This is a genomic window from Thermaurantiacus sp. (assembly GCF_053487655.1).
In genome coordinates this window covers 1-25,275 of record NZ_JBRCLD010000002.1, presented here as the reverse complement: position 1 = coordinate 25,275, position 25,275 = coordinate 1, and the positions used below count along the sequence as shown (strand labels likewise).

Here is a 25,275-nt window from a genome sequence, read left to right as displayed (position 1 = left end):
GTCATGGACAATGGCCAATATGGCACCATTCGCATGCACCAGGCCCGCGACTTCCCCGGCCGGCCGTCGGCAACCGCGCTAACGAACCCGGATTTTGCAGCCATGGCAAGGAGCTTCGGCCTGCACGGCGAAACGGTTGAGGCAACCGCCGCCTTCGCCCCTGCGCTCGAGCGCAGCCTTGCGGCTCTCGAGCGGCAATCGGCGCTCCTCCACTGCCGGATCGACCCTGACGAGATCGCGCCCGGCCGCCGCCTGGAGCCGGGGGCATGAGCCTTTCCCCTGACGAGCAGCGGGCGCTTGCCACCATCGATGCCGACTCCATGCTCGCTGAAGTGCTGGCCTGGGCACTGGTCAACTCCGGCAGCCGCAATTTGGATGGTCTTGAAGAGATGGCCGCCCTGCTGGCGGACGCGTTTGCGCCGCTTGGCGAAGTGCAGTGGCGCGAGCCTGCACCAGCGACGCAGATGCTGGCTTCGGGCGAAGTGGTGCCCCTGGCGCACGGCCGCAACCTTCATCTCACCGTCCGCCCCCAGGCACCGACCCGAGTGCTACTGACCGGCCATTACGACACGGTGTTCGGGGCCGACCACCCCTTCCAGTCCGTCTGCTGGCGTGCGCCCGGCGTGCTGAACGGCCCTGGGGTCGCGGACATGAAGGGCGGCATTGCAGTGATGCTGGCGGCCCTCAAGGCGCTCGAGGCGAGCCCGTTCGCCTCGCTGCTGGGCTACGAGGTGGTCCTCAACGCTGACGAGGAGGTGTCTTCGCTGGGATCAGCGCCGCTGCTTGCCGAATGTGCACTTCGCGTTGACGCGGGCCTCACCTTCGAACCGGCGCTCCCGGATGGCACGCTTGCTGGCGACCGGCCCGGCTCGGGCAATTTCGCCATCCACCTCGCAGGCCGGGCCGCGCATGCCGGCCGCGAGCCAGAGAAGGGGCGCAACGCCATCGTCGCCGCGGCCGATCTCGCGCTGAGACTTACAGCCCTCGCCGCCCCCGACCTCAAGGTCAATGTGGCGCGGATCGACGGCGGCGGGCCCAACAATATCGTCCCCGACACGGCGGTCGTCCGGGTCAACATGCGGCCCTCGACGCGCGCAGCCGAAGCCCGCGCGTTCGCCGCGCTCGATACGACCATCGCCAACGTCGCCCGGGCCCACGAGGTGGAAGCGCACCGTCACGGCCACTTCGCCCGGCCGCCCAAACCGCTCGATTCCACCCAGCTGCGGCTGTTCGCCCTCGTCAAGGCAGCGGGTGCGGACCTCGACCTTGCAATCGGCTGGACATCTGCGGGTGGCGTGTGCGATGGCAACAATCTCGCAGCAACCGGGCTTCCAGTCGTTGACACCATGGGCGTCCGCGGCGGGGCCATTCATTCGCCTCAGGAATATCTTCTGGTCGAGAGCCTCGCCGAGCGTGCCCGCCTTGCAGCCCTTACCTTGATGCGGATGGGGCGAGACGGTTTTCACCGCGAGGCAGATTGAGCTCCTACTGGCGCCTGCGCAAACGCCCCCCATATCCTGCGGCATGTTTGAGGGGCCTTCGCTTGTTGCGCTCGGCACGTCGCTTGGGGTGGCGCTTGCTGCTGCGTCCACAGGCGCCATCTTCAGGCCAGGGGACTGGTATGGCCGCTTGAGAAAGCCGCTGCTCACACCCCCCAACTGGGCTTTCCCGCTCGTGTGGGGACTTCTCTATACTCTGATGGCAGTTTCTGCCTGGCGGGTCTGGCTGGCCGGAGGACCAGCCGCCTCGGCAGCGCTTGCCGTCTATGCCGGGCACCTCCTGCTGAATGCCGCCTGGTCCTGGCTTTTCTTCGGGCTGAAGCGAATCGATCTTGCCATGGCGGAAGTTGTCGCCTTCTGGCTTTCGATCCTGGCCGTCATCTGGCTGTTTGCTCCGTTTGACCGCATCGCGGCCTGGATGATGGTGCCCTACCACGCCTGGGTGACCGTCGCTGCCATCCTCAACTGGCGCTTCCTTGCACTCAATGGGCCGCGCGGGCTCAGGGCGGAGGCGGATGCCCCACGAACGGCTTGGTCTGGTGCATCACCACCTGCGAGGTGATGCGAGCAATTGGGGAAGGCGCACGCGCCCAAGAGGCACTCAGATCCCGCCACTCCTCCATGCTTAGAACCCGCACCCGCACCAGATAGTCCGAGCGGCCGCTGATCTCGGCCGCCTCGAGCACGCGCGGATCGTCGCGAAACAGCGTCTCGACCTGGCGGAAGTCAGCCGGTTCGTGACGGGAAAGGGAGACTTCGGCAACAAGGGTGAGCCCCGGCCCGAGCCTCGACCCATCCACGCGCGCGCCATAGCCCGTAATGATGCCCGCCCGCTCCAGCCGGCGGACACGGGCAAGACAGGCCGAAGGCGAAAGCGCCACGCGTTCAGCAAGCGCCGCATTGGTGATCCGCCCCTCGCGCTCGAGAATGGCAAGAATCCTGCGGTCGATCCGGTCCAGCGAGTCCATCGGCCCCCCTTCGCAGCTGTCGCCGCAGAATCTGCGGTTCCAGCCGCAGAAAATCGTTACACCCGCGCCGCCTCCTCAGGCAAGGGACAGGCATGGCGGACGTCAGGCTTGAGGACTGGGAAGTGCGCCCGGCATGCACCGCAGACCTTGCCGCGCTCCTTGCGCTCGCTGGCCAGACCGGTGGCGGTTTCACCAACCTGCCGCAGGACCGCGACGCGCTTGCCGCACGGCTCGAGCGATCAGCTGCAAGCTTCGCGGCAGCAGCGGCAGATGGTCTCTACATGCTGGTACTCGCGCACCGCGCGAGCGGACGCGTAGGCGGAACGGCAGCCATTTTCGCCCGCATTGGCACCACCTTTCCCTTCTACTCCTACAAGATCACGACCATTGCGCTGATGAGCCGCGAGCTCGGCCGAACCTTCCGCACCCGGGTGCTCCATCTCGTCAACGACTTCGACGGCGCAAGCGAAGTGGGTGGCCTCTTTCTTGCGCCGGATCTGCGCGCCGGCGGGCTCGGGCGGTTGCTTGCCCGGGCCCGCTATCTCTTCATGGCACGTCACCGAGACCGTTTCGCCGACCGCTGCATTGCCGAGCTTCGGGGCGTGATCCTCCCCGACGGCTCCTCACCCTTCTGGGACGCGCTTGCCGGCCGCTTCTTCGGCATGGGCTTCGTCGAGGCGGACCAGTTCAACAGCCTCCACGGCAACCAGTTCATCGCTGACCTGATGCCCAAATACCCCGTCTATGAAGCGCTTCTCCCCGAAGCGGCAACAGGCGTGATCGGAGTTGAGCATCCCGATGGGCGGGCGGCGCGGCGGATGCTCGAAGCCGAGGGCTTCCGCTACAATGCCTATGTTGACATCTTCGATGGTGGCCCCACGCTCGATGTCGAGACGGACAGGATCGAGACCCTTGCCAAGGCCCGGCGGCTGGTCGTGGCACAAGGTGCGGCAGCGAGCGCCTCGCCAACTGGCCTCATTGCCGTCGGAGAGCTTGGCGGGTTTCGGGCGATGGCGGTGCCGGCCGAAGTGGCGGAAGGGCGGGTGCGGCTTGACAAGGCCGCCGACGTCGCGCCCGGCGAGGAGGTGCTCCATGTCCCCTTCTGAGCGGCTCCAGAGCTTCCGCCCGCACGACGGCAGCCTGATGTGGGAGGGCCCGGTGGACGGACCGGAATCGGTCGAGGCCGCCGTTGCCCGGGCCCGCCAGGCTGCGCCCGGCTGGGCCGCAGAACCGCTCGAGGCGCGGCTTGCAATCCTGCGCCGCTTTGCCGAGGTGGTGACGGCGAACGCCGATGCGCTTGCGACCACCATCGCCGAGGAAACCGGCAAGCCCTTCTGGGAAGCGCTGGGTGAGGCGGCCTCGGTTGCCGCCAAGGTTGCCATCTCAATTGAGGCGCACGCCGTGCGCACAGGCACCACCACCCGCCCCTTCGCTGCCGATCCGGCCGGGGCCATGCAGGCGGTCCGGCACAAGCCGCATGGCGTGCTCGCCGTGCTCGGGCCCTATAACTTCCCTGCCCACCTCCCCAACGGCCACATTGTGCCGGCGCTGATTGCCGGCAACACGGTGGTCCTGAAACCATCGGAGCTCACGCCGGCAACAGCTGCCCACATGGCGCAGCTCTGGCGGGAAGCCGGCCTGCCTGAAGGGGTGCTCGAGCTGGTGCAAGGTGGTGCCGAGACTGGATCGGCGCTTGCTGCAGCCGAGATCGATGGCCTCCTCTTCACGGGCTCGGCGGCGACAGGGGCGGCGCTTGCCCGCCAGTTCGCCGCAACGCCGGGCAGGATCCTCGCGCTCGAAATGGGGGGCAACAACCCGCTCGTTGCCTGGGACGTCGCAGAAGCAGACTTCGATGCGGCAGCTCGGGTCGTGGTCCAGTCGGCGTTTCTCTCCGCCGGCCAACGCTGCACATGTGCAAGGCGCCTCATCGTCGAAGACGGGCGCGAAGGGCCGCTCCTCGAGCGCGTGCTGGCGCTTGTTGCCCGGATGCGGATCGGCGCCCCGTTCGATGATCCGCCGCCCTTCATGGGCCCGCTTATCGACATGCGCGCAGCAGCGCGGGTGGAAGCCGCCTTCGCCGCGCTTCCGGGGCGCGTGCTCCTGCCGCTGCGGCGGCTCGACCCAGCGCTGCCGTTCCTCACGCCCGGGATTGTCGACATGACGGGTGAGGAGGCGCCGGATGCGGAAATCTTCGGCCCAGTGCTCCAGCTCATCCGCGTGCGCGACTTCGCCGCGGCCATGGCAGTGGCCAACGCCACTCGCTTCGGGCTTGCCGCGGCGCTGCTGGGTGGCGACCGGGCCCTGTTCGATCGCTTCTGGGCCGAAAGCCGCGCTGGAGTCGTCAACTGGAACCGCCCAACCAATGGCGCAGCCTCGTCCGCCCCTTTCGGCGGCATCGGCTGGTCGGGCAACCACCGTCCGTCCGCCTTCTACGCTGCCGATTATTGCGCTTTCCCCGTCGCAGGGCTTGAAGGTGAGGCGCCCCACGCGCCCCTCGTCACCGGTCTCGACTGATGCCCGAACTGCAGCTCGACGGGCTCGTCGGCCCCAGCCATAACTACGCTGGCCTCAGCCTCGGCAACCTCGCTGCCACCGCCAATGCCGGAGCAGTCTCAGCACCGCGTACAGCCGCGCTGCAGGGCCTTGCCAAGATGCGGCTCGTCTGCGGGCTCGGCCTGCCGCAGGGCCTGCTCTTGCCGCACGACCGGCCCAACCTCAGCCTGCTGCGTGGCCTCGGCTTTGCCGGAGCCGATCCCGAAGTGCTCAAGACCGCCTTTGCCGAGGACCCAGCGCTCGTCGCTCTTGCCTGGTCGGCCTCTGCGATGTGGACTGCGAACGCTGCAACCGTGAGCCCGGCAGCCGACAGTGCAGACGGCCGCACCCATCTCTCGGTTGCCAATCTTGCAACCATGCCGCACCGGGCGCAGGAATGGCCAGCAACCCTTGCGCAGCTGCGCCTCGCGTTTCAAGACACGCGCCATTTCGTCGTCCACCCCCCAGTCCCCCCAAGCTTTGGGGATGAGGGCGCAGCCAACCACATGCGCCTTGCGCCCAGCCACGGGGCCCCAGGCGTTGAAGTCTTCGTCTATGGCGAAAACCGAGGCGGGCGCTTCCCGGCGCGGCAGCATGCGCGCGCCTCGGCTGCAGTCGCGCGCCGGCACCGGCTCTCGCGTTTCCTCCTGGCAGCACAGGCCGATGTCGCCATTGAAGCCGGCGCCTTCCACAATGATGTCGTCGCCGTCGCCAACGGCCCCGTGCTCATGGCCCATGAACAGGCCTTTGCCGATCGCAACCGGCTCATCGACCGGCTGGCACGCGAAGTTCCCGGCTTCTGCCTCATCGAGGCGCCAGCGAGCGAACTCAGCCTCGAAGACGCCGTCAGCTCCTATCTTTTCAATGCCTGCTTGCTGTCCGTCGAGGGGGGAATGGCTCTCGTGCTCCCGCGCGAGGCCGAAACCAACGCTTCAGTCTGGCGCTGGCTTCAGCGCGTGGTGCAGGATCCAGCCAATCCGATTCACACGCTCCACGTCCGCGACTTGCGGGAATCGATGCGCAACGGTGGCGGGCCGGCCTGCCTTCGGCTTCGAGTCCAGCTCGGCGAAGCAGCACTTGCAGCCGTCGACCAGCGCTTCCTCCTCGACGAGGCCGGGCTCGACAAACTCGAGCGGCTCATCGAGGCATGGTGGCCAAAGACCATCGCTCCTGCCGATCTCGGCAATCCCGACCTCATGGACCAGTGCCGGGCAGCACGAACTGCGCTTCTCGACGCGCTCGGCATTGCACCCGCGGAGCTGGGCGAGGTCTGATATCAGGGTTCGGTAACGATCAATCATGGTCACCAAGTGTTCGGCCTATCGGCCGGTGCGTTGGGAGCGCTTGCGCATCCGATTGACCGGTTCCAGTCACCAGGACGCGGGATCAGCCCCGCCCAGAGTCAGCGCCGGCCAATCGTCCGCCAGGCAGCGGCGATTTCCTCAGCAGCAAAGGCAGCCGAAGCCAGCGCCGAGGCGCTCCCCTCTAGGAGCTGGGCACGCAGCATGGCATAGGCGCGGCCAAGCGCTTCTGCGACTTCACCGCCGCGGGCATGGTCGAGGCTCGAGTCGAGCCCGTCGATTATGGCAAGCGCGCGCTCGGTGGCGCGCACCCGGCGGACTGCCTCGGCCTCCAATGCGGCATCGCGCGCCTCGCGCAGAAGCTGGGTGAGGCGATCGAAAAGCATCATCACCAGTTCGTGCGGCGAAGCGGAAGCGACGCGGGCTTCTAGCGTGACGGAGCGATAATGCCGAAGCGCTGTATGGCGGTTATCGCCCTGGCTGTTCGGGCGGGTGCGAAGCAGCTGGTCGGCAGCAGGGAACGGCATGTCCACAGTCCTTTAGGTCAGGGTCGTCATCGGGTGCGGGTCTGAAACCAGAGGTCGATCTGCTGTTGGAGGAAGGCCTGGGTCGCGCGGCTGCGGCCGACAGCCACGTCAAGGCCGGCAAACTGGCGCGTGAGCGCAGCCTCGAGACGCTCCATCCTGGTCTCGAGATCGGCACGGGCGCGGGCGATCGCCTGGGCTTCGCGCGCGAGCGCCGTCGGCTGGCCGGCCCGGCCCTCGACTGCCGCTGCCATTTGTACGGCAAGCTGGCGCACTGGCCCGCCGGGTGTCGTCAGGCTGCCCTGGTCGGAGAGCGTGCGCACCATGCGCTCGACTGCGCCGGGATGGTCGGCGACCATCTGCTGTAGCCGCGCCTCGTCGACTTGCACCCGCCCCTCGCGTGTCAGGCGCAGGCCCAGCTCGGCCAGCCGCGTCGGAGCATTGCCTTCAGGCGCAATCAGCTGGCGCGTGGTGAGCGCAAGGAGCGACTGGATGACGCGCCGTGTGGTTGCGTCGGCAACAAGCGCTCCGGCGGTGTTGGCCGCTGTCGCGCCCCGGGCGAATTCCTGGCCAATGCCAAGAAGTTCCGAGAGCGCACCGGCAAAATCACGCAGAACCGAGGCAAGCTCGGTTGCCGACCGCTCGGCCGAGAGGCTGACACCAACACCTGGTGCCGCACGCAGGAGTGTGAGCATCGCACCAGGGATCAAATCCTCCACCCTGTTGGTCGCCCGCCGCAAGACGACTCCATCGATTGCGATCTCGGCATCCGCTGCTGCTGTTGTCCGGCTGAGGCCGCCCCCGCCAATTGTGAAGGCGAAGTCCGCAAGCGCCGGATCACCAGTCGATGTCACCAAGAACCCAGATGCAACTCCTGTTGGGCCGCGCAACACCAGCCGCGCCCCGTCGGCATCGGTCAGAATGGCAGCCGAAAGGGGCACGCCAGCCTCAGCTGCAGATGCGTTGATGGCATCTTTGAGCCCGACAAGACTGTCATTGGCCGCCGTGATAGCCACCGAGAAACCCGGGAGGCTGCCGGGTGTGAAGCCGGTTGCAGGACCTGTGCCTGCAACCGTTCCGAAACTGAAGGAAAGACTGCCCTGGCCGACAGGGGCTGAAGGATCAGCGCGCGAGGCCGAGGCGAGCGTCTGCACACTGGCAAGAGCCCGCACTTCGATCACCTGCGGCGCCAAAGTGGCGCCCGTTGCCAGCCGCATGGCAACGATGGTCGGGTCAGATACGCGCGGCACGGCAGAGACGCTTCCGCCCTCAACACGCCGGATTAGCGCGCTATTGAGGGCGTCGAGTGCGGATCGGAACTGGCCAAGCGCGGAAATGCGCGCCTCCACGCGCTCCTTTCGCCGGTCGAGAAGAGCGGCCTGCGGCTCGCGCTGGGCCCGCACCAGATCCTTGACGAGGCTCGCCATGTCGATACCCGAGCCGGCGCCGAGGGAGCCGAGGATGTTCATACCCCTCCAAAACGGCAGGGTGTTGATGACGTTTAGGGGGATGTGCCCCTGCCTTGCCGCCGCGGCATGCGGCTGCTAGCAGCCATGGCAGGTGGCGGTTCGCGCAACCCGCTTTGGCAGGCGTGTCTGCAGCCCTGCCAAGCGCGACGGTTCCACCTCCTGCCCCGCATTTGCGCCTGGCGGATTGCTGGCGCCGCGGGGCCTGTTTGGACACGGATAGAGGATGACAGACGGGCAATGCTGAGGGGCGGGTATCCAGTGGAATCGCCGCTCGTTTGCGCGTGTCTCCCGTTCGATGTGCTTGCCGTCCCCAGGCGGCCAAATTCGCTGGCTCTATGGCCGAACACTGTTTCCCCCAACATGGCCCCCGTGGCGAGCCCGCTGCGCGGCCGGAGAATTTTCCATGACCACACGCATGCTGATCGACGCCCGCCACCCGGAAGAGACCCGGGTTGTCGTCGTCAAGGGCAACCGGATTGAGGAGTTTGACTTCGAGGCCGCCTCGAAAAAGCAGATCAAGGGCAATATCTATCTTGCCAAGGTCACGCGCGTTGAGCCGTCGCTCCAGGCCGCCTTTATCGACTATGGCGGCAACCGGCACGGCTTCCTTGCCTTTTCCGAAATCCACCCAGACTATTACCAGATCCCCAAGGAAGATCGCGAAGCGCTTTTGCGCGAGGAGCAGGTGCTCGCCGATGAAAACGGCGATGGAGGCGGCACGGACCTCAATGGCAGCGAAGGCACAGGCGAGGAAGGCGAGACCGGACCAGAAGACCATGGCGCCTCCGAGGATGCTGCCGCCGAAATCCTGCGTCGTCGCCGCATGCAGCTGCGCCGCCGCTACCGGATCCAGGATGTCATCCGCCGCCGGCAAGTGATGCTGGTCCAGGCAGTCAAGGAAGAACGGGGCAACAAGGGTGCCGCGCTTACCACCTATATTTCGCTTGCGGGTCGCTATGGGGTCCTCATGCCCAATACGGCGCAGGGCGGCGGCATCAGCCGCAAGATCGCCAATGCGGCAGACCGCAAGCGGCTGAAGTCGATCATCGCCGACCTCAAACTGCCGCCGACCATGGGGGCGATCGTGCGCACGGCCGGCGTTTCCCGCACCCGCACCGAGATCCGCCGGGATTTCGATTATCTGACACGGCTGTGGGACGAGATTCGGGCAAAGACCCTGGCCTCGACTGCGCCCACCCTCATCTACGAAGACAATGATCTCCTCAAGCGCGCCATCCGCGACATCTACACGCGCGAGATCGACGAAGTGCTGGTCGACGGGGAGCCCAGCTATCGCCAGGCGCGCGCCTTCATGAAGCTGCTCATGCCAAGCCATGCCAAGAAGGTGCAGCCCTATTCTGATCCCGTGCCCTTGTTCCTGCGCGCAGGCGTTGAAGGCCAACTGGCCGCAATGATGAACCCCGTGGTCCAGCTGAAGTCTGGCGGCTATATGGTGATTTCGCCAACCGAGGCTCTGGTTGCCGTCGATGTGAACTCCGGGCGCTCCACCCGTGAGCACAATATCGAGGAAACTGCGCTTCGCACCAATATCGAGGCAGCTGAGGAAATCGCCCGCCAGCTGCGCCTTCGCGACATGGCTGGCCTCATTGTCGTCGACTTCATCGACATGGAAGTCGCAGGCAATAACCGCAAGGTTGAGAAGGCGTTGAAGGATGCGCTGAAGGCTGACCGCGCCCGGGTCCAGGTCGGGCGCATCTCGCCCTTCGGTCTTCTCGAGATGAGCCGCCAGCGCCTGAGAACCGGCGTGCTCGAGGCCTCGACCGAGCCCTGCCCGCATTGCGGTGGCTCCGGCCTGGTCAGGACCGAAAGCTCGGCTGCGCTTTCGGCGCTGCGGCTGGTGGAAGAAGAGGCGGTCAAGGGCCGGGCGCGCCAGTTTCGGCTGCGCGCCGACCCAGGTGTTGCCGTCTACATCCTCAATCGCAAGCGCGCCGAGCTTGCCGAGCTTGAGGCGCGCTATGGAATCCATATCGAAGTGGCGCCCGACCCAGCGCTGACGGGCGCGCGGCTTGCGGTCGAAGGCAGCGGCCCGCCGCCGGCCCAAGCCCCGCAGCAGTCCGGCCTGCCCGCACTGCAAGTCCACGCCGATGACATGCGCGAGGACGAAGTGGACTTGGATGCTGCCGGCGAGGACGAGGCCGCAAAGGAGGAGCGCGAGACATCCGCACGCGAGAGCCAGGCAATGGAGCAGGACGAGCGCCGCGAAGGCCGCAAGCGCAAGCGGCGGCGGCGCGGTGGCCGCGGCCGGCGGGCACGGAGCGAAGCCATCGCCGAGGACGGGGGACCTGGCGCGGAAGACGCAGACGCGCACGCGATCGCTGAAAGCCCGGCATCCTCTGCTCCCGACCTCGTCGATGCGGCCGCCGAGCATGGCGCAGCAGCGGCTGGCGCCGAAGCGGAGGCGGATGTCGAAGCCAAGCGTCCGGCGCGGCGCGGCCGCGGCCGCGTGGCTGCGCCAGTCACTGGTCTTCCGAGCCCCGAGGCAGCAGCGGATACCGGGGAGACGGCAGACCAGAGCGTCGGTCATGAGAGCAGCCCTGCCGTTGCTGCTTCGCCGACTGCCGAAACGGTTGCTGCAACTGTCGATGCGATGGCGCCGAAGCCGGCGCGGGCGCGTCGTATTCGCAAGCCAGTGTCCGGCGAGGCGCAGACCTCTGCCGATGCGGCTGCACAGGGCACCACACCGGCCGCTGAGACCCCTACGGTGAATGCGCCTGGCACGGAGGCCACCGAAGCGGCCGAGGTGCCAGCGCCGCGCCGCGGCTGGTGGCAGCGGACGTTTGGGAGCTGATGCTGCGGCCCCCTTGCCCGTCGACCAGTCGAACGCTCGGTCGCGACAAGTGATCGTCACTCAATCCTGCTATCGGAGGCTGGCGGGAGACACACGGCATGGGCAGCTGGATAGGAGTCCTCGTCATCGGCTTCCTGGCCGGTCTTGTCGCGCGTCTGTTCGCAAGAGACCCCAAGAATCCTTCCGGATGTCTTGCGACCACCGTGCTCGGCGTCATTGGCGCTGCCGTCTTCACTTGGCTCGGCCAGCAGCTCGGGCTCTATGCCGAAGGTGCGCGCGCCGGCTTCCTCGGCTCGGTGCTCGGCGCCATGATCGTGCTTGCCATCTGGCAAGCAATCACCGGGGGCCGCAGCTGAGTCCTCAGAGCTCGCCGGCCAAATATTTGTCGAGCGTGGCGTGGAAGTGGCGGATGCGGCTTTCCTGGTAGCGGCCAAGCTCCACTCGGTCATTGGGAGAAGAGATGAGCCCCTCCTGGACATGGGGGAGGTTGCCCATGTCCTGGTCGAACACCGCGCCAAGCCGCCCCCAGGCCGTAACAGAAGCCCAGGGCTCCTCGTCCTTGAGGAAGATCATTTCGGCCGCACGTGGCACCGGCTGGCCCTCGGGCGCCTTGGCCAGCACCCGCACTTCCATGAGCGTCGCATGCTGGTCGGGCCAGGGGCGCCAGCGGTAGACGATGTTCGACATGTAGCCGCCCCAGGGGGAGAGGTTGGGGAAGACATTGTAGGTCCAGGCGTCGAGCACTTCGCTGTCGGAAGCCTGGTCGGCACCCGGGAAGCCGGTCGCCCGCAGCACCTCGCGGTTGCGTGCACCCATGGTCTGGCGGGCCGTCTTGCCAGGCACCAGCGTCAGTTCGGAACTTTCAACCTGGGTGCGGCCGGCGCCGCCTGAGAAGGCCTCGATGATCGCCTGGTCCGAAATCGGCCCCAGATGCGGACTCGGCACACCAAAGGGTGTGAGCGCAAGGTTCACATGATCGCCCCAGATCGAATAGCGGGTGTTGGCATCCCCCGTGAAGGGCAGGATCTGCGGGTGAGTGACGACCGAATGCCAGGCCTCCATGAAGGCCTCTGCCACCACCTTCCAGTTGGCCCGGATGACCTTGGCAACCCAGACGGCCGTGAAGTTGCGCTCCTGCTGCCAGTGGCGGAAATGGTCCGGAAGCGGGGCAAGATAGTCTTCAAGCGGCGGCGCCTTGCCGTCCCAGTTGATGAACCAGTAGCCAGCAAAACTTGCTGTCCGAACTTCGGGGAGCTGCATCGCGGCGTCGGACAAGTGCTGGAAGTCCCAGCGGCAGGGAATATGCTTGAGGCTCCCGTCGATGTTCCAGGTAAAACCATGGAACGGGCATTGCAGGTCGCTCGCATGGCCGGATTGGGTGCGAAGGCGCCGGCCGCGATGCAGGCAGACGTTCCAGAAGGCCCGGACCGAGCGGTCGCCCTGGCGCACCAGAATGACCGACTTGCCGAGATTGTCATAGACGACAAGCTCGCCGGGCTCGGGAAACTCCTCGTCGCGTGCTGCCATCTGCCACACGCGCGGCCACATGCGCGCGCGCTCGGCCTCAAAGAATTCGGCCGAAGTGTAGCGCGAGGCCGCAAGCGGGGCCGTTCCAAAGTCGCGCCAGCTGTCCTCTCTCAGCTTCTCGGGCACCGGCGGCATGTCGCGGGCAAGGATGTCATCGACCGTCTCGCCAGGGCAGCGGGCAAGTTCGGATGGATTGCGGTCAGCCATAGCCGTCTCCCTCAGGCTCATCCTAGCGAACCCGCCCGCCGACCACCTTCCGCCTTTTTGCAAGGTGGGCCCTGCTGCGGCTATCGTGCCTTGCCATGATCGACACAGCAGCTCTCGACCCGGTGATCGGCGGACGGCGGCTCTACGGGCGCCGCCAGGGCCATGCGCTGCGACCCACGGCCGAGCGCCTGCTCGCCGACTTGCTGCCGCGAATCGCCCTCCCTGCCAAGGGGCCGCTCGATCCGCTCGAACTGTTCGGCAAACGCCAGCCCCTGCAGCTTGAAGTGGGCTTTGGCAAGGGCGAGCAGCTCGCTTTCCAGGCCCGCCGGGCTCCGGAGACGGGCTTTATTGGCTGCGAACCCTATGTGAACGGAGTGGCTGGCCTCCTCGCCGAAATCGATCGGCACGGGCTTTCCAATGTGCGCATCCACATGGGAGACGCGCTCGACGTCCTGGAGCGGCTCCCGCCCAAAAGCCTCTCGGTCGTCTGGCTGCTCCATCCCGACCCCTGGCCCAAGGCGCGGCATGCCAAGCGGCGGTTCGTGAACCCAGAGCCGCTCAATCTCCTTGCCCGCGCGCTTGTGCCCGGAGGCCGGTTCAGGATTGCGACCGATCACCCCGTCTATCTCCGCCATGTGCTGACGGAAATGCAGAAGCGGACGGACTTTTGCTGGATGGCGCAGACTCCCGCCGACTGGCAGGCAGTGCCCGAGGACTGGCCGGATACCCGCTTTGCCAAAAAGGCGCGAGCGCTCGGCCATGAAATCTGGCGGCTGGAATACCGGAGGACGGAATGATCGGGAAACGTGCAGCCACCATGCTCGGGGTCATGCTGGCATTGGCGCTTCCCGGGCCAGCAGCAGCTCAGCCGGCACCTGCTGGGCTGTCGGCGAGCGAACGGGCACAAGGCGCCAAGGTCAGGGAGCAGATCCTGCGCGAATTCGGAGGCCCGGTCGAAGGACCGCTCGCCGATTATGTCCGCAAGGTCGCAAGCCGGGTGGCGCAAGTCGCCTCTCCGGGCGCGCGGCCGGGGGACTACAGCATCACCGTGCTTGACTCCCCCATCCCCAACGCCATGGCAACGCCTGGCGGCTATCTCTACATCACCCGTGGCCTGCTTGCACTCATGAACGACGAGGCCGAGCTTGCCTCGGTGCTCGGCCACGAGGCCGGGCATGTGGCCGCGCGCCACTCAGCCAGGTCGCAGCGCCGCGCAACCCTTGCAACCATTGGTGCAATCGCAGCGACGGTGCTCACCGGTTCCGACCTGGTGGGCGTTGGAGCACAAGTGCTGGGCGCCGGGGTCCTCGGCCAATATTCGCAAAAGCAGGAGTATGAGGCCGACACGCTTGGCCTCAAGTATTTGACCGAGACCGGCTATGATCCCTTTGCCACTGCTTCCATGCTGGCCGCACTTGGTCGGGCCGAGATTGTGGAGCGCGGCACTTCGGCTGAACGCAACCGTGGCGCTTCCTGGTTCTCAAGCCACCCCCTGACTGAAGCTCGCGTAGCGCGCGCCCAGAAGCTCGCAGCCGAAACGGGCGTCGCACCTGGCAGCCGTGCGCGCAACCGCGATGCCTTCCTGGCGGCCATCGATGGCATGGCTTGGGGCGATACCCCCGAACAGGGTCTCGTGCGGGGCACGAGCTTCCGCCACGCCAAGCTCGGCTTCGGCTTTGATGCCCCCTCGGGCTTCCGGCTCCAGAACAGCCCAAGTGCCGTCCGCGGCATGGGGCCTGATGGCAGCCGCTTTGTCTTCTCCGGCGCCCAGCTCCCGTCGGGGCGCACGCTCGATGATATTGTCGAGGAAGCCTGGCGCCAGCTCGCCGGCGGCGTGCCCAGCACCCTGCAAGTCAACCGCACGCGCGTCAACGGCCTCGAGACGCTCGACACCCGCGCCCGGGTGAGCGGCCGCCAGGGCGTCGTGGACGCTGGCATCACCGCCTACCGCTGGGAGAAAGACAGCGCCTTCCTGTTTGCAACCCAGGCGCCAGCCGGGCGGCTTTCAGCCCTCGACTCGCTTCTTGCCTCCTTCCGCCGCCTCTCGCCTCAGGAAGCAAAGGCGGTTGGGCGCGGCCAGAGGATTGCGGTTGTGACGGTGAGGCCCGGTGATACAGTGCAGTCACTTGCCAGCCGCATGGCCTTCCCGGACAATCAGCTCTTGCGTTTCCTCGCCTTGAACGGAATCGAGAACCGGCCGCTCAGGCCCGGGGAAAAGCTGAAGCTCATTGTCGATGGTTGAGAACTGGGCCGAAGCCTGCCCGGGGCAGCCGCCAGTGGCCGGGCTCCCCCTCCAGCTGGTTGCCTGTGCTGTGCTCGTGGATGCCGAAGGCCGGGTGCTCGTGACTGAGCGCCCGCACGGCAAGGAGATGGCGGGCTTGTGGGAATTTCCCGGCGGCAAGGTCGAATCCGGAGAAAGCCCGGAGGCTGCGCTGGTGCGCGAGCTGGCCGAGGAACTCGCAATCGCAACATCTGCAACCTGCCTTGCCCCCTGCGGCTTTGCGAGCCACGCCTATGCCTCCGTCCACCTTGTGCTCTTGGCCTTTGCGATCCGCAAGTGGCGGGGGCTGCCACGCCCGCGCGAAGGCCAGCAGATGCAGTGGGTGGAAGTGCCAGCGCTCTTCCGCCTCCCCATGCCGCCGGCCGACCGGCCGCTGCTCGGCCAGATCGCGGCAATCCTTTGAACCTTGGCCTTCTGAGCCTTGGCCCCTAGTTGCGGTAGGAGGGATCGAGCCGGTCCATCTTGCGCACGAGCGCCGGCCAGGCGAGCAGGTCGGAGATGACGCCCATGCCGGCGCTGGCCTGGCCTGCCACCTTCTCGGGCGTGCCCTGGGGCGGGCGGCTGACGCGCTCGGCACCTCCAGAAAGGGCGAGCACCTGGGCCTCGCAGGCACGTTCAAGGATATACATGCGCAAGAACGCCTGGCCGACCGTCGCCCCAACCGTCAGCGTGCCATGGTTGCGCAAGATCATCGCGTTCTTCGTGCCGATATCGGCCACCAGCCGCGCGCGCTCGTCGAGATCCGTCGCGACGCCCTCGTAATCATGGTAGGCAAGGTCATGGCGGATAAGAAGTGCCGTCTGCGTGAGCGGCATGAGGCCGTCTGCCATCGCAGCGACCGCCTGGCCGTGGGGGGTGTGGAGGTGCATCACCGCATGCGCATCTTCGCGCGCCATGTGGATGGCGGAGTGGATGGTAAAGCCGGCCGGGTTCGTCATATAGGGTGTTTCCATCACCGGATGGCCCTCGACATCGATCTTGACGAGCGAAGAGGCGGTGATCTCATCAAACATGAGATTATAGGGGTTGATGAGAAAATGATGCTCGGGGCCGGGAACGCGGACCGAGAGGTGGGTGAAGATGAGATCGTCCCAGCCATAATGGGCGACCAGACGGTAGGCACAGGCGAGATCGACCCGCAGCTTCCACTCCTCCTCTGAAACGGCCGCCCGCACATCCTCGGGGCTTTTCAGCTGCGTTGCCATCCCGAATCCTCCCGCTTGGCAAGCGCCGGCAGGTGGCGCCGGCACGCATCCGAACAGTAGCGCACATGGGCCCAGTCCCGCGACCATTTCTTTCGCCACCGGAAGGGCCGCCCACAGTGGGCACAGACCTTCTCCGGCAGGTCCGCCTTCTTCCGCATGCGCGCCATGGCCCAAGTCTTGCCCAGAGCGTCGCACATCTGCAACCTTGGCGCGCCAAGAGGAGGCCCATGTTTGATCCTCTTCGCATCGATCGCCGCACCCTGGTCGCTGGAGCGGGTGCTGCCTTGCTGCTGCCGCGCCGCCTCGCGGCTGCGCCGCTCATCGGCTTTACGCATGGCGTTGCCAGCGGTGAACCGGGGGCGCGCAGCATGCTGTTCTGGACTCGCTTCGTCGGTGCCTTCGAGAAGCCGCAAGAACTCGAGCTCGAGGTTGCGACCAATCCGCGCATGACGCGGCCGGTTGCGCGAGCGCGCGCGCTTGCGGATCCCGCCAACGACTGGTGCGCCAAGGTGACAGTCGCGAACCTCGCGCCAGCTACCACCTACTATTATCGCTTCCGGGGCCCGGGAAATGCGCGCTCGATCATCGGCCGGACGCGGACTCTCCCCGAAGGCGATGCCAAGCTCTTCCGAATCGGTCTCTTTTCCTGCTCGAACCTGCCCTTTGGCTGGTTCAATGCCTATGGCCAGGCCGTAGCCGCCGATGACATCGACCTCTTTGTCCATGTCGGGGACTATATCTACGAATATGCCCGCGGCACCTATCCCGATGCGCGGGCGGCTGTCCCCGGCCGGGTCATCGAGCCTGCCGGCGAGACGGTCACGCTTTCCGACTATCGCGCCCGCTATGCGAGCTACCGGGCGGATCCAGACTTGCAGGCCATCCACGCGCAGGTCCCGGCAGTCACCACTTGGGACGATCACGAGATCGCGAACGACGGCTGGACTGGCGGGGCAGAGAACCACCAGGGGGCAAGCGAAGGCCCTTGGGCAGCTCGGCTGGCGGCCGCGCGCAAGGCCTATCGGGAGTGGATGCCCGTCTCAGACCAAGCCTATGAACGCTACGAGATTGGCAGGCTGGCAACGCTCCACCGGCTCGACACGCGGATCGAGGGCCGAGACCAGCCACTTTCCGTCGCGGGCGCGCTCCGTGGGGCAACCGACATGCGGGCCGCGCTCTTGAAGTTCCGCGACGAGCAATGGCTGGCAGGCAATCGCCAGCTTCTCGGCGCCCAGCAGGAAGCCTGGCTGTTTGCGGGCATGGAGGCGGCAGCCCGGCGTGGCACGCGCTGGCAGCTGCTTGCCCAGCAGGTCATCATGGGCAATGTGAAGGCGCCGGCAGATGCCGCCGCCCTGCTCCCGCCCGACCCCGACGGTCGGGTCAAGGCCCTCGTCGAGGCGGGCGCGGCCGCAGCCCGCGTCGGCCTTCCTCTCAACATGGATGCATGGGACGGCTATCCAGCTGCACGCGCGCGCTTGCTCGCGGCCGCCCAGAAGTCGGCCGTAAACCTCATCGTGCTCGCTGGTGACAGCCACAATGCCTGGGCCTTCGACTTGGAGAATGATGGCCGCCCGGCCGGAGTGGAGTTTGCCACCCAGAGCGTAAGTTCGCCGGGCTTCGAGTCCTATCTCTCCGCCGTCGCGCCAGCCGATCTTGCCAAAGCCCTCATCAGCGCCAACCCGCTTCTCAAATGGTGCGAGACGTCGCAGCGCGGCTACACCCATGTGACGCTGACCCCGCGCGAGGCCGTGGCAGAATGGCGCTTCACGGCCCCGGTCAGCAGCCGGGCGCCGAAGCTCGTCTTGCGCAGCCGGGCGCGGGTGCTTGCTGGCAGCAACCGGTTGCAGTTGGGCTGAGCCGCTCCTAGGGCGGCGGGCATGATCCCCCGCTACACCAGGGCTGAGATGGCAGCCATCTGGTCGCCCGAGACTCGCTACCGCATATGGTTCGAGATCGAAGCCCATGCGCTTGATGCGATGGCAGAGCTCGGGATCGTGCCCAAAAGCGCAGCCGAGGCGGCCTGGCGCTGGTGGGCAACCAGCCCCAGGATCGATGTCGCTGCAATCGATGCGATCGAGGCCGAAACCCGCCACGATGTCATCGCCTTCCTCACCTGGGTCGAGCGGCAGATCGGCGAAGACGCCCGGTTCATGCATCAGGGCATGACATCGTCCGACGTGCTTGACACCGCGCTTGCTGTGCAGCTGGCGCGCGCGAGCGACCTGCTGCTCGCCGACCTCGATTCCCTTCTTGCTGCCCTCGAGGCCCGTGCCCGCGAGCATCGCCTCACGCCTGCCATCGGCCGCAGCCATGGCATCCACGCTGAACCCATGAGCTTTGGCGTCAAGCTTGCCGGCTTTCATGCCGAGTTCCAGCGCGCCCGCGCCCGGCTGCGCGCTGCGCGTGCCGAGATTGCAACCTGTGCGGTCTCAGGCGCGGTTGGTACGTTCGCCCACCTGCCGCCAGCAGTCGAAGCGCATGTCGCAGCCAAGCTCGGGCTTGCTGTCGAGCCCGTCTCCACCCAGGTCATCCCCCGCGACCGGCACGCCATGTTCTTTGCCACCCTTGCCGTCATCGCCTCTTCCGTCGAGCGGCTGGCAACCGAGATTCGCCACCTCCAGCGCACCGAGGTGCTCGAGGCCGAGGAATGGTTCGCGCCCGGGCAGAAGGGGTCGAGCGCCATGCCGCATAAGCGCAACCCGGTCCTTTCGGAAAACCTGACCGGGCTTGCCCGGCTGGTGCGCGCAGCGGTCGTGCCTGCGCTTGAGAATGTGGCGCTCTGGCACGAGCGCGACATCTCCCACTCGTCGGTCGAACGCGGGATTGCGCCCGATGCCACCGTCCACCTCGATTTCGCCCTCGTCCGCCTGACCGGCCTGGTTGAGAAGCTTCTCATCTACCCCGAGCGCATGGCCCGCAACCTCCACCGCATGGGCGGGCTTGTCCATTCCCAGCAAGTGTTGCTGGCGCTCACCCAGGCCGGAATGAGCCGCGAGCAGGCCTATGCCGCCGTCCAGCGCAATGCCATGAAGGTCTGGGAGGCCGACGGCGCCTTGTCGCTGCGCGACCTGCTCGGCGCCGATCAGGACGTCGCTGCGCGGCTCTCGCCCGAAGCGCTTGACCGCCTGTTCAGCCTCGACCCCCATTTCGCGGCCGTCGATACGATTTTCGCCCGCGTGTTCGGCAAGGCCTAGCGCTCCTCAAGCCACCCGCATGCCCACAAGCGCGCCCTTGGTCCCGCCGGCCACATGGCGGAAGCGGAAGCCCGGCCAGTGGCGCTTCCAGCGCGCCGCCACCACCCGCTCGCCAGGCCGTGCGGCATCGTCGAGCATCACCACCCCGCCGACGGGGATCCGGTCAAACAGGGTTTCGGCAGCACCGCGGGCGAAGGGGTGGACTGTCCAGGGCGGGCCATCGACGAGAAGGAGGTCGATCCGCTCCGGCACATTGGCAAGCTGGTACCAGGCCCCCGGCCAGCCTGGTGGCGGCGGGCCCAGAGGTGCAACACGAAGATCAGCAGGAATGCCGAGCCGGGCGAGCCAGTCGCGGGTCTCGGCCACAAAGGGCGCATGCTGGTCGAAGGAGACGAGGCTGCCTCCTCCCCAGAGCTGAAGTGCTCGGCCAGCAACGAGGCTGGTCGTGCCGGCGCCAAGCTCGACCACCGACTGCGGCTGTTCGCTCCGCACATGCTCAGCAACAAGGCGGAGGAAGAAGGCATCGGCCTTCCAGCTGCCGAGCGCAGGCAGAACATCGTCGGGAAGCTCGAGGAGAGCAAGAAGGTCCGAGCGCGCAGCATCCGGCCCGCCGGAGAGGCTGCGGAGCAGCCAGGGCCACTGGATGAGCCCGAAGGCCCAGGTAAAGGCACGCTCGGAGAAACGGCGGGGAATGGCGGCCCGGGCGTCGGGGTCGGCCGCGCGCGGGAGAAGGGAGGTCAGTTCGGGTAAGGCCATGCGCATCCCCCTTCAGAAACTGGTGCTGAGAGCCGGCACCGGCAAGCGCGCGCAGCCCAATTGCAGCGGGAAGTCAAGCCATGCGATTGGCTCTGGTTTCAGTCGAGGCCAGCGCGCTCAGGCAGCACCCGGTCCCGTCCCGCCCGCTTTGCTGTATAGAGCGCGGCATCGGCCCGGTCGATGAGGGACTCGACCGTATCGCTCGCCCGCATCTGGGCGATTCCGGCTGAAAAGCTGATCTTGCCAAGCCGCGCACCATCCGAGGCGCGGCGCATCACCTGGCGGGCCAGTGCCGCGCGGATCGTCTCGAGCGCCTTCAAGGCCGTAGCCAGCGCCATTCCCGGCAGCACGATGACGAACTCCTCGCCACCAAAGCGGGAGGAGAAGCTGCCTTCCGCCTTCTTGAGGCAGTTGGTGAGAAAGGTGCCAAGGTAGCGCAGGACTTCGTCGCCGATTGCATGCCCCCACTGGTCGTTGATCTGCTTGAAGTGGTCGACATCAAGCAGTGCAACTGACATCGGCACACGCGCGTCCGCGGCTGCGACCATGGCGCGGCGAAGGCTTTCCATAAGGCCGCGGCGGTTGAGGAGACCGGTCAGCGGATCGGTCTTCGCCTTGCGCTCCGCAGTTTCCAGCTTCTCGATCAGCGTTGCATTCTCGCGGCTGACTTGCTCGAGATCGGACTCAAGACGGCGGTTGGCTGCCAGCATGCGAGCGTTCGCCGTGCGCAGGCGCTTGATACAGGCAAGGATGTCGGAAGGGGAGAGCTTGCCGGCGGCCAGCCGGTCATCCTCAGTCAGGATGGCGCGGTCATGAAGCGCGATTTCCTCACGGCTGCCACCAAGGCGCTCGGCGAGCTTCAAGGCAGCACCATGGGCATGCGCCACCATGTCATGCAAATCGCCAGCAGCGATTTCGCCAAGGTGCTGGCGGCGCAGCTCGAGCAGCTGGGCCTTTGTCAGCCCGTCCTTCTCGAGCGCCCGCGCCATTGCGCGGCTGAGCGCCGGGTCCTCGCCTTTGAGATGCAGCCAGAACAGCTCATAGGCCGGCGGCTCGGGTGAAAGCCCGGTCTCGACAAACAGGCTGCGCGCAGCGTCGAACACGGCAAGATCGGGGTGGCCAAGCCCTTTCTCTGCGTCGCCAAGCTGTGCCTCGAACCGGACCGCCTGATCCACGCCGCTTGCTCCTCTGCCAGAGGGCCCTGCCCCCTTCCAAGAACGGCATGGCTGGTGTGATTTAAGCTGCCTTGCCCGGCATTTTTCCTGCGCCTAGGACCAGAGCGCAGGCCAATTGGAGAGCAGGGATGAGCGCAACCGGCGTGGACGGGCTTCACACGAAGGCGGTGCTGGAGGTGGAGGGCAGGCGCTACACCTATTTCAGCCTCGCCAAGGCCGCCAATCGCATTGGCGATGTGTCCCGGCTGCCCTTCTCGATGAAAGTGCTGCTTGAGAATCTGCTCCGGTTCGAAGACGGTGGCGCGACCGTCTCCGTCGCCGACATCGAGGCGCTCGCTGGCTGGCTCGCCACGCGCACGTCAGACCGCGAGATCCAGTATCGCCCGGCGCGCGTCCTCATGCAGGACTTCACTGGCGTCCCTGCGGTGGTTGACCTTGCGGCCATGCGCGATGCCCTTGCCGGCCTGGGTGGGGATCCGCAGCGCATCAACCCGCTGGTTCCCGTCGATCTCGTCATCGACCACAGCGTCATGGTCGATGACTTCGGCAACCCGCAAGCCTTCGCCCGCAACGTCGAACTCGAATACGCCCGCAACCTCGAGCGCTACCAGTTCCTGCGCTGGGGCCAAACAGCGTTCCGGAACTTCCGGGTCGTGCCACCAGGTACAGGCATCTGTCACCAGGTCAATCTCGAGTATCTGGCGCAAGTTGCCTGGGTGTCCGAGGATCCGTCCGGCGAGCTCTTCGCCTATCCTGACACGCTGGTCGGGACCGACAGCCACACAACGATGGTAAACGGGCTTGGCGTGCTCGGCTGGGGCGTGGGCGGGATTGAGGCCGAGGCGGCCATGCTCGGCCAGCCCGTCTCGATGCTCATCCCGGAGGTCATCGGCTTTCGCCTCATCGGCACGCTGGCCGAAGGCGTGACCGCAACCGACCTCGTGCTGACCGTCACCCAGATGCTCCGGAAGAAGGGCGTGGTCGGCAAGTTTGTTGAGTTCTGCGGGCCAGGCCTTGACGCACTCACCCTGGCCGACCGTGCGACCATCGCCAACATGGCCCCGGAATATGGGGCCACCTGCGGCTTCTTCCCGGTCGATGCCACGACGATTGCCTATCTGCGCTTCACTGGCCGCGACGCGCACCGCGTGGCGCTCGCGGAGGCCTATGCGAAGGCGCAGGGGCTGTGGCGCGAGGCCGCAACACCCGACCCCCTCTTCACGGACATGCTGGAGCTCGACTTGGCCACCGTCGAGCCTTCGCTTGCTGGTCCCCGCCGCCCGCAAGACCGCGTGGCCCTCGGCCAGGTGGACGAGAGCTTCATGGCGGAGCTTGCCGGGGGCTATGGCAAGATGGGCGAGGAGGACAAGCGCGTGCCAGTCAAGGGCGCGTCGCATGATCTCGGCCATGGCGATGTCGTGATCGCAGCCATCACCTCTTGCACCAACACGTCCAATCCCAACGTGCTGGTCGCCGCCGGCCTCGTTGCAAGGAAGGCGCGCGAACGCGGCCTTGCCCCCAAGCCCTGGGTCAAGACCAGCTTTGCACCCGGCTCGCAAGTGGTGACCGACTATTTCGACCGCTCGGGCCTCACTGCTGACATGGATGCGCTCGGGTTCAACCTCGTCGGCTACGGCTGCACCACCTGCATCGGCAATTCCGGCCCGCTTCCTGCCCCCATTTCCGAGGCCATCACCGCCAATGACTTGGTTGCGGCCTCGGTGCTCTCGGGCAACCGCAATTTCGAGGGCCGGGTCAGCCCGGATGTGAAAGCCAATTACCTCGCCTCGCCGCCCCTCGTCGTTGCCTATGCGCTCAAGGGCGAGATCCGCTCCGACATCCTCGAGACTCCCATCGGCCAGTCCGAAAGCGGCGAGGACGTCTATCTGCGCGACATCTGGCCTAGCAATGCCGAAGTGGAAGCGATGGTGGCAGGCGCCGTGACGCCAGAGATGTTCCGGGCGCGCTACGCCAACGTCTTTGATGGCGATGCCCACTGGCGGGGGATCCAAGTCTCTGAGGGCGCGACCTACCGCTGGAACCCGGCTTCGACCTATGTTCAGAACCCGCCCTATTTCGAGGGCCTCACCATGACCCCCGCCCCCGTGGCAGACATCATCGATGCCCGGGTGCTGGCGTTCCTGGGCGACAGCATCACAACCGACCACATCTCGCCCGCGGGCGCGATCAAGGCCGACAGCCCCGCTGGTCGCTATCTCATGGAGCGGCAAGTCCCCAAGGACCAGTTCAACAGCTATGGTGCCCGGCGCGGCAATCACGAGATCATGATGCGCGGCACCTTTGCCAACATCCGCATCCGCAATCGCATCGCCCCAGGAACCGAGGGCGGGTTCACCACCCATTTCCCAAGCGGCGAGGTGCTCCCCATCTTCGATGCCGCCATGCGCTACCAGGCCGAGGGGACGGCACTCATCATCTTGGCCGGGCGTGAATATGGAACCGGCTCCAGCCGCGACTGGGCTGCCAAGGGCACCCGGCTTCTGGGGGTTCGCGCCGTCATCGCAGAGAGCTTTGAGCGCATCCACCGCTCGAACCTCGTCGGCATGGGCGTGCTGCCGCTCCAGTTCGAGGAAGGCGCAAGCGCTGCCGCACTCGGGCTTCAGGGCGATGAGCATTTCTCGATTGCCGGCCTCCAGCACCTCACGCCGCGGCAAAAGGTCGAGGTCAGGTTCCGCCGCGCCGATGGAAGCGAGGGCGCATTTGAAGCGCTGTGCCGGATCGATACCTTAAACGAGCTCGACTATTTCTACGCTGGCGGGATCCTCCCGCACGTGCTCCGGAAGCTCGCAGCCTGAGATGGCGGTGGCGCCAATCCCGCCGCTCTCCTGGTGGGATCGCCATGTCGTGCCGCGCCTCATCGGCTTTGCCTGCACGCAGCCGCCCCTCATGAAGCGCCGCGCCAAGATCATTCCGCGTGCAGCAGGAGACGTGCTTGAATATGGGGTCGGCGGAGGGGCCAATCTTGCCCTCTATGATCCAGCGCGCGTGACCCGCGTGACCGGCATCGATCCTTCTGACCCGCTGCTGGCGCGCGCCCGGGCGGCGCCGCATGCTGCCATCCCGCTCGACATCGTCCACGGTGTGGCCGAGGCGCTGCCCTTTCCAGACGCGAGCTTCGACACTGTGGTGACAACCTTTACGCTGTGCAGCGTCTCGGACCAAGCGCGGGCGCTTGCCGAGGCAAGGCGGGTGCTGAAGCCCAGCGGCACCCTCCTCTTTCTCGAGCACGGGCTTGCGCCTGATCCCGGCCCTTGCCGCTGGCAGCACTGGCTCGAGCCGGTGTGGAAGCGCGTGGCTGGCGGCTGCAATCTCACGCGCCCGGTCGCGGCTGCAATCGCGGCCGCCGGCTTCCGGCTCGGCGATGTCGAGCAGGGCTATATGGAGAAGTCCCCCAAGCCTCTTGGGTGGATCGAGATGGGAAGCGCAACCCACTAGCCGGCAACTGTCCGGCTCCTGGTGGCAAGGTGCTGCAGCGTTTTTCCAACCTCCTCCTTCCAGAGAGGGGCAAGTTGGGAAATCGCGGCAAGCGCGTGCGGGGCGAAATGCAGCCTGGCCTTGGCGACAGTCAAGCCTGCCAAGACCAGGCCCCAGAAACCCTGGCCCCAACCCCCGGATTGCACGCGTCCGCCTTCTTCAACGCACGCCTCTGGCTCCAACGCGCGCCTCTGGTGCGGTCGAGAAGACTCGAACTTCCACGGCCTTTCGGCCACAGCGACCTCAACGCTGCGCGTCTACCAGTTCCGCCACGACCGCACGGGAAGAGCATCGGCGGGATGCCCTGCTCCTGACACCCTGCTAGCATCCGCC

The 25,275-nt window shown here is 66.5% G+C and carries 23 protein-coding genes and 1 tRNA gene; 15 read left to right on the top strand and 9 right to left on the bottom strand.

Annotation, left to right across the window (positions count from 1 at the left end; all coding sequences use genetic code 11):
• The 3 genes from ACWIQA_RS00185 to ACWIQA_RS00175 all read left to right on the top strand — a co-directional run.
• Positions 1–270: thiamine pyrophosphate-dependent enzyme (locus ACWIQA_RS00185; protein WP_448581045.1), on the top strand; the 270-nt coding region annotated here is incomplete at its 5' end.
• Positions 267–1,481: a hydrolase gene (locus tag ACWIQA_RS00180; RefSeq protein WP_448581044.1), complete on the top strand. Its 1,215-nt coding sequence runs from the start codon at positions 267–269 to the stop codon at positions 1,479–1,481. The genes ACWIQA_RS00185 and ACWIQA_RS00180, both read left to right, overlap by 4 nt.
• 43 nt (positions 1,482–1,524) lie before the next feature.
• Positions 1,525–2,061: a TspO/MBR family protein gene (locus ACWIQA_RS00175; protein WP_448581043.1), complete on the top strand. Its 537-nt coding sequence runs from the start codon at positions 1,525–1,527 to the stop codon at positions 2,059–2,061.
• Here the strand turns inward: ACWIQA_RS00175 and ACWIQA_RS00170 are convergent.
• Entirely contained in the window at positions 2,000–2,467 is a 468-nt protein-coding gene (locus ACWIQA_RS00170) for an Lrp/AsnC family transcriptional regulator (protein ID WP_448581042.1), read from the bottom strand. The two genes, ACWIQA_RS00175 and ACWIQA_RS00170, sit on opposite strands and share 62 nt — an antisense overlap.
• 92 nt (positions 2,468–2,559) lie before the next feature.
• Here ACWIQA_RS00170 and ACWIQA_RS00165 point away from each other — a divergent pair, with 92 nt between their 5' ends.
• The 3 genes from ACWIQA_RS00165 to ACWIQA_RS00155 are packed head-to-tail and all read left to right on the top strand — an operon-like array spanning position 2,560 to position 6,273.
• Complete coding sequence (locus ACWIQA_RS00165) at positions 2,560–3,573, top strand: arginine N-succinyltransferase (RefSeq protein ID WP_448581041.1); 1,014 nt, start codon at positions 2,560–2,562, stop codon at positions 3,571–3,573.
• A complete protein-coding gene (gene astD, locus ACWIQA_RS00160) occupies positions 3,560–4,981 on the top strand; it encodes a succinylglutamate-semialdehyde dehydrogenase (RefSeq protein ID WP_448581040.1) in 1,422 nt (473 codons plus the stop codon). Before ACWIQA_RS00165 ends, astD begins: the two co-directional genes overlap by 14 nt.
• Positions 4,981–6,273: an N-succinylarginine dihydrolase gene (locus tag ACWIQA_RS00155; RefSeq protein WP_448581039.1), complete on the top strand. Its 1,293-nt coding sequence runs from the start codon at positions 4,981–4,983 to the stop codon at positions 6,271–6,273. The genes astD and ACWIQA_RS00155 overlap by 1 nt, the downstream gene beginning before the upstream one ends.
• Positions 6,274–6,401: 128 nt before the next feature.
• Here the strand turns inward: ACWIQA_RS00155 and ACWIQA_RS00150 are convergent, their stop codons facing one another.
• A complete protein-coding gene (locus tag ACWIQA_RS00150; protein WP_448581038.1) occupies positions 6,402–6,827 on the bottom strand; it encodes a flagellar export chaperone FliS in 426 nt (141 codons plus the stop codon).
• 26 nt (positions 6,828–6,853) lie between these two features.
• The gene (gene fliD, locus ACWIQA_RS00145; RefSeq protein WP_448581037.1) at positions 6,854–8,293 is read right to left on the bottom strand and encodes a flagellar filament capping protein FliD; all 1,440 of its coding nucleotides are present in this window, start codon (positions 8,291–8,293) and stop codon (positions 6,854–6,856) included.
• Between the two features lie 403 nt (positions 8,294–8,696).
• Here fliD and ACWIQA_RS00140 point away from each other — a divergent pair, with 403 nt between their 5' ends.
• A complete protein-coding gene (locus ACWIQA_RS00140; RefSeq protein WP_448581036.1) occupies positions 8,697–11,102 on the top strand; it encodes an Rne/Rng family ribonuclease in 2,406 nt (801 codons plus the stop codon).
• A gap of 98 nt (positions 11,103–11,200) precedes the next feature.
• Positions 11,201–11,458: a GlsB/YeaQ/YmgE family stress response membrane protein gene (locus tag ACWIQA_RS00135; RefSeq protein ID WP_448581035.1), complete on the top strand. Its 258-nt coding sequence runs from the start codon at positions 11,201–11,203 to the stop codon at positions 11,456–11,458.
• A 4-nt stretch (positions 11,459–11,462) separates the two neighbouring features.
• Here ACWIQA_RS00135 and ACWIQA_RS00130 read toward each other — a convergent pair whose 3' ends face one another.
• Positions 11,463–12,836, bottom strand: coding sequence for an aromatic ring-hydroxylating oxygenase subunit alpha (locus tag ACWIQA_RS00130; RefSeq protein WP_448581034.1), 1,374 nt, complete (start codon positions 12,834–12,836; stop codon positions 11,463–11,465).
• 95 nt (positions 12,837–12,931) lie between these two features.
• Here ACWIQA_RS00130 and trmB point away from each other — a divergent pair, with 95 nt between their 5' ends.
• From trmB to ACWIQA_RS00115, 3 genes are read left to right on the top strand one after another with little or no spacing between them, the layout of a single operon-like run.
• Complete coding sequence (gene trmB, locus ACWIQA_RS00125) at positions 12,932–13,633, top strand: tRNA (guanosine(46)-N7)-methyltransferase TrmB (RefSeq protein ID WP_448581033.1); 702 nt, start codon at positions 12,932–12,934, stop codon at positions 13,631–13,633.
• Entirely contained in the window at positions 13,630–15,078 is a 1,449-nt protein-coding gene (locus ACWIQA_RS00120) for a M48 family metalloprotease (protein WP_448581032.1), read from the top strand. The genes trmB and ACWIQA_RS00120 overlap by 4 nt, the downstream gene beginning before the upstream one ends.
• Positions 15,071–15,520 (top strand): (deoxy)nucleoside triphosphate pyrophosphohydrolase, encoded by a 450-nt coding sequence (locus tag ACWIQA_RS00115; RefSeq protein ID WP_448581031.1) that lies wholly within the window; start codon positions 15,071–15,073, stop codon positions 15,518–15,520. Before ACWIQA_RS00120 ends, ACWIQA_RS00115 begins: the two co-directional genes overlap by 8 nt.
• 25 nt (positions 15,521–15,545) lie before the next feature.
• Here the strand turns inward: ACWIQA_RS00115 and ACWIQA_RS00110 are convergent, their stop codons facing one another.
• Both ACWIQA_RS00110 and ACWIQA_RS00105 read right to left on the bottom strand, forming a co-directional pair.
• A complete protein-coding gene (locus tag ACWIQA_RS00110) occupies positions 15,546–16,322 on the bottom strand; it encodes a class II aldolase/adducin family protein (RefSeq protein WP_448581030.1) in 777 nt (258 codons plus the stop codon).
• Entirely contained in the window at positions 16,307–16,480 is a 174-nt protein-coding gene (locus ACWIQA_RS00105; protein WP_448581046.1) for a DUF2256 domain-containing protein, read from the bottom strand. Before ACWIQA_RS00105 ends, ACWIQA_RS00110 begins: the two co-directional genes overlap by 16 nt.
• A 69-nt stretch (positions 16,481–16,549) precedes the next feature.
• On the opposite strand from ACWIQA_RS00105, the gene ACWIQA_RS00100 reads away from it, so the two are divergent.
• Together ACWIQA_RS00100 and purB are read left to right on the top strand one after the other, a co-directional pair.
• Positions 16,550–18,178, top strand: coding sequence for an alkaline phosphatase D family protein (locus ACWIQA_RS00100; protein ID WP_448581029.1), 1,629 nt, complete (start codon positions 16,550–16,552; stop codon positions 18,176–18,178).
• 21 nt (positions 18,179–18,199) lie between these two features.
• A complete protein-coding gene (gene purB / locus ACWIQA_RS00095) occupies positions 18,200–19,516 on the top strand; it encodes an adenylosuccinate lyase (protein ID WP_448581028.1) in 1,317 nt (438 codons plus the stop codon).
• 6 nt (positions 19,517–19,522) lie between these two features.
• Here the strand turns inward: purB and ACWIQA_RS00090 are convergent, their stop codons facing one another.
• Both ACWIQA_RS00090 and ACWIQA_RS00085 read right to left on the bottom strand, forming a co-directional pair.
• The gene (locus tag ACWIQA_RS00090) at positions 19,523–20,272 is read right to left on the bottom strand and encodes a class I SAM-dependent methyltransferase (RefSeq protein ID WP_448581027.1); all 750 of its coding nucleotides are present in this window, start codon (positions 20,270–20,272) and stop codon (positions 19,523–19,525) included.
• Positions 20,273–20,370: 98 nt separating this feature from the next.
• A complete protein-coding gene (locus ACWIQA_RS00085) occupies positions 20,371–21,447 on the bottom strand; it encodes a GGDEF domain-containing protein (RefSeq protein ID WP_448581026.1) in 1,077 nt (358 codons plus the stop codon).
• Between the two features lie 128 nt (positions 21,448–21,575).
• On the opposite strand from ACWIQA_RS00085, the gene acnA reads away from it, so the two are divergent.
• Positions 21,576–24,263 (top strand): aconitate hydratase AcnA, encoded by a 2,688-nt coding sequence (acnA, locus tag ACWIQA_RS00080; RefSeq protein ID WP_448581025.1) that lies wholly within the window; start codon positions 21,576–21,578, stop codon positions 24,261–24,263.
• Between the two features lies 1 nt (position 24,264).
• Entirely contained in the window at positions 24,265–24,903 is a 639-nt protein-coding gene (locus tag ACWIQA_RS00075) for a class I SAM-dependent methyltransferase (RefSeq protein ID WP_448581024.1), read from the top strand.
• A gap of 231 nt (positions 24,904–25,134) precedes the next feature.
• On the opposite strand, the gene ACWIQA_RS00070 is transcribed toward ACWIQA_RS00075, so the two are convergent.
• A tRNA-Leu gene (locus ACWIQA_RS00070) sits at positions 25,135–25,221 on the bottom strand.
• Positions 25,222–25,275: the final 54 nt, after the last annotated feature.

Bases quoted from the DNA above. Each gene is read 5' to 3' on its own strand.
- ACWIQA_RS00180 (WP_448581044.1), top strand. From the start codon at position 267: ATGAGCCTTTCCCCTGACGAGCAGCGGGCGCTTGCCACCATCGATGCC.
- ACWIQA_RS00175 (WP_448581043.1), top strand. From the start codon at position 1,525: ATGTTTGAGGGGCCTTCGCTTGTTGCGCTCGGCACGTCGCTTGGGGTG.
- ACWIQA_RS00170 (WP_448581042.1), bottom strand. From the start codon at position 2,467: ATGGACTCGCTGGACCGGATCGACCGCAGGATTCTTGCCATTCTCGAG.
- ACWIQA_RS00165 (WP_448581041.1), top strand. From the start codon at position 2,560: ATGGCGGACGTCAGGCTTGAGGACTGGGAAGTGCGCCCGGCATGCACC.
- astD (WP_448581040.1), top strand. From the start codon at position 3,560: ATGTCCCCTTCTGAGCGGCTCCAGAGCTTCCGCCCGCACGACGGCAGC.
- ACWIQA_RS00155 (WP_448581039.1), top strand. From the start codon at position 4,981: ATGCCCGAACTGCAGCTCGACGGGCTCGTCGGCCCCAGCCATAACTAC.
- ACWIQA_RS00150 (WP_448581038.1), bottom strand. From the start codon at position 6,827: ATGCCGTTCCCTGCTGCCGACCAGCTGCTTCGCACCCGCCCGAACAGC.
- fliD (WP_448581037.1), bottom strand. From the start codon at position 8,293: ATGAACATCCTCGGCTCCCTCGGCGCCGGCTCGGGTATCGACATGGCG.
- ACWIQA_RS00140 (WP_448581036.1), top strand. From the start codon at position 8,697: ATGACCACACGCATGCTGATCGACGCCCGCCACCCGGAAGAGACCCGG.
- ACWIQA_RS00135 (WP_448581035.1), top strand. From the start codon at position 11,201: ATGGGCAGCTGGATAGGAGTCCTCGTCATCGGCTTCCTGGCCGGTCTT.
- ACWIQA_RS00130 (WP_448581034.1), bottom strand. From the start codon at position 12,836: ATGGCTGACCGCAATCCATCCGAACTTGCCCGCTGCCCTGGCGAGACG.
- trmB (WP_448581033.1), top strand. From the start codon at position 12,932: ATGATCGACACAGCAGCTCTCGACCCGGTGATCGGCGGACGGCGGCTC.
- ACWIQA_RS00120 (WP_448581032.1), top strand. From the start codon at position 13,630: ATGATCGGGAAACGTGCAGCCACCATGCTCGGGGTCATGCTGGCATTG.
- ACWIQA_RS00115 (WP_448581031.1), top strand. From the start codon at position 15,071: ATGGTTGAGAACTGGGCCGAAGCCTGCCCGGGGCAGCCGCCAGTGGCC.
- ACWIQA_RS00110 (WP_448581030.1), bottom strand. From the start codon at position 16,322: ATGGCAACGCAGCTGAAAAGCCCCGAGGATGTGCGGGCGGCCGTTTCA.
- ACWIQA_RS00105 (WP_448581046.1), bottom strand. From the start codon at position 16,480: ATGCGGAAGAAGGCGGACCTGCCGGAGAAGGTCTGTGCCCACTGTGGG.
- ACWIQA_RS00100 (WP_448581029.1), top strand. From the start codon at position 16,550: ATGTTTGATCCTCTTCGCATCGATCGCCGCACCCTGGTCGCTGGAGCG.
- purB (WP_448581028.1), top strand. From the start codon at position 18,200: ATGATCCCCCGCTACACCAGGGCTGAGATGGCAGCCATCTGGTCGCCC.
- ACWIQA_RS00090 (WP_448581027.1), bottom strand. From the start codon at position 20,272: ATGGCCTTACCCGAACTGACCTCCCTTCTCCCGCGCGCGGCCGACCCC.
- acnA (WP_448581025.1), top strand. From the start codon at position 21,576: ATGAGCGCAACCGGCGTGGACGGGCTTCACACGAAGGCGGTGCTGGAG.
- ACWIQA_RS00075 (WP_448581024.1), top strand. From the start codon at position 24,265: ATGGCGGTGGCGCCAATCCCGCCGCTCTCCTGGTGGGATCGCCATGTC.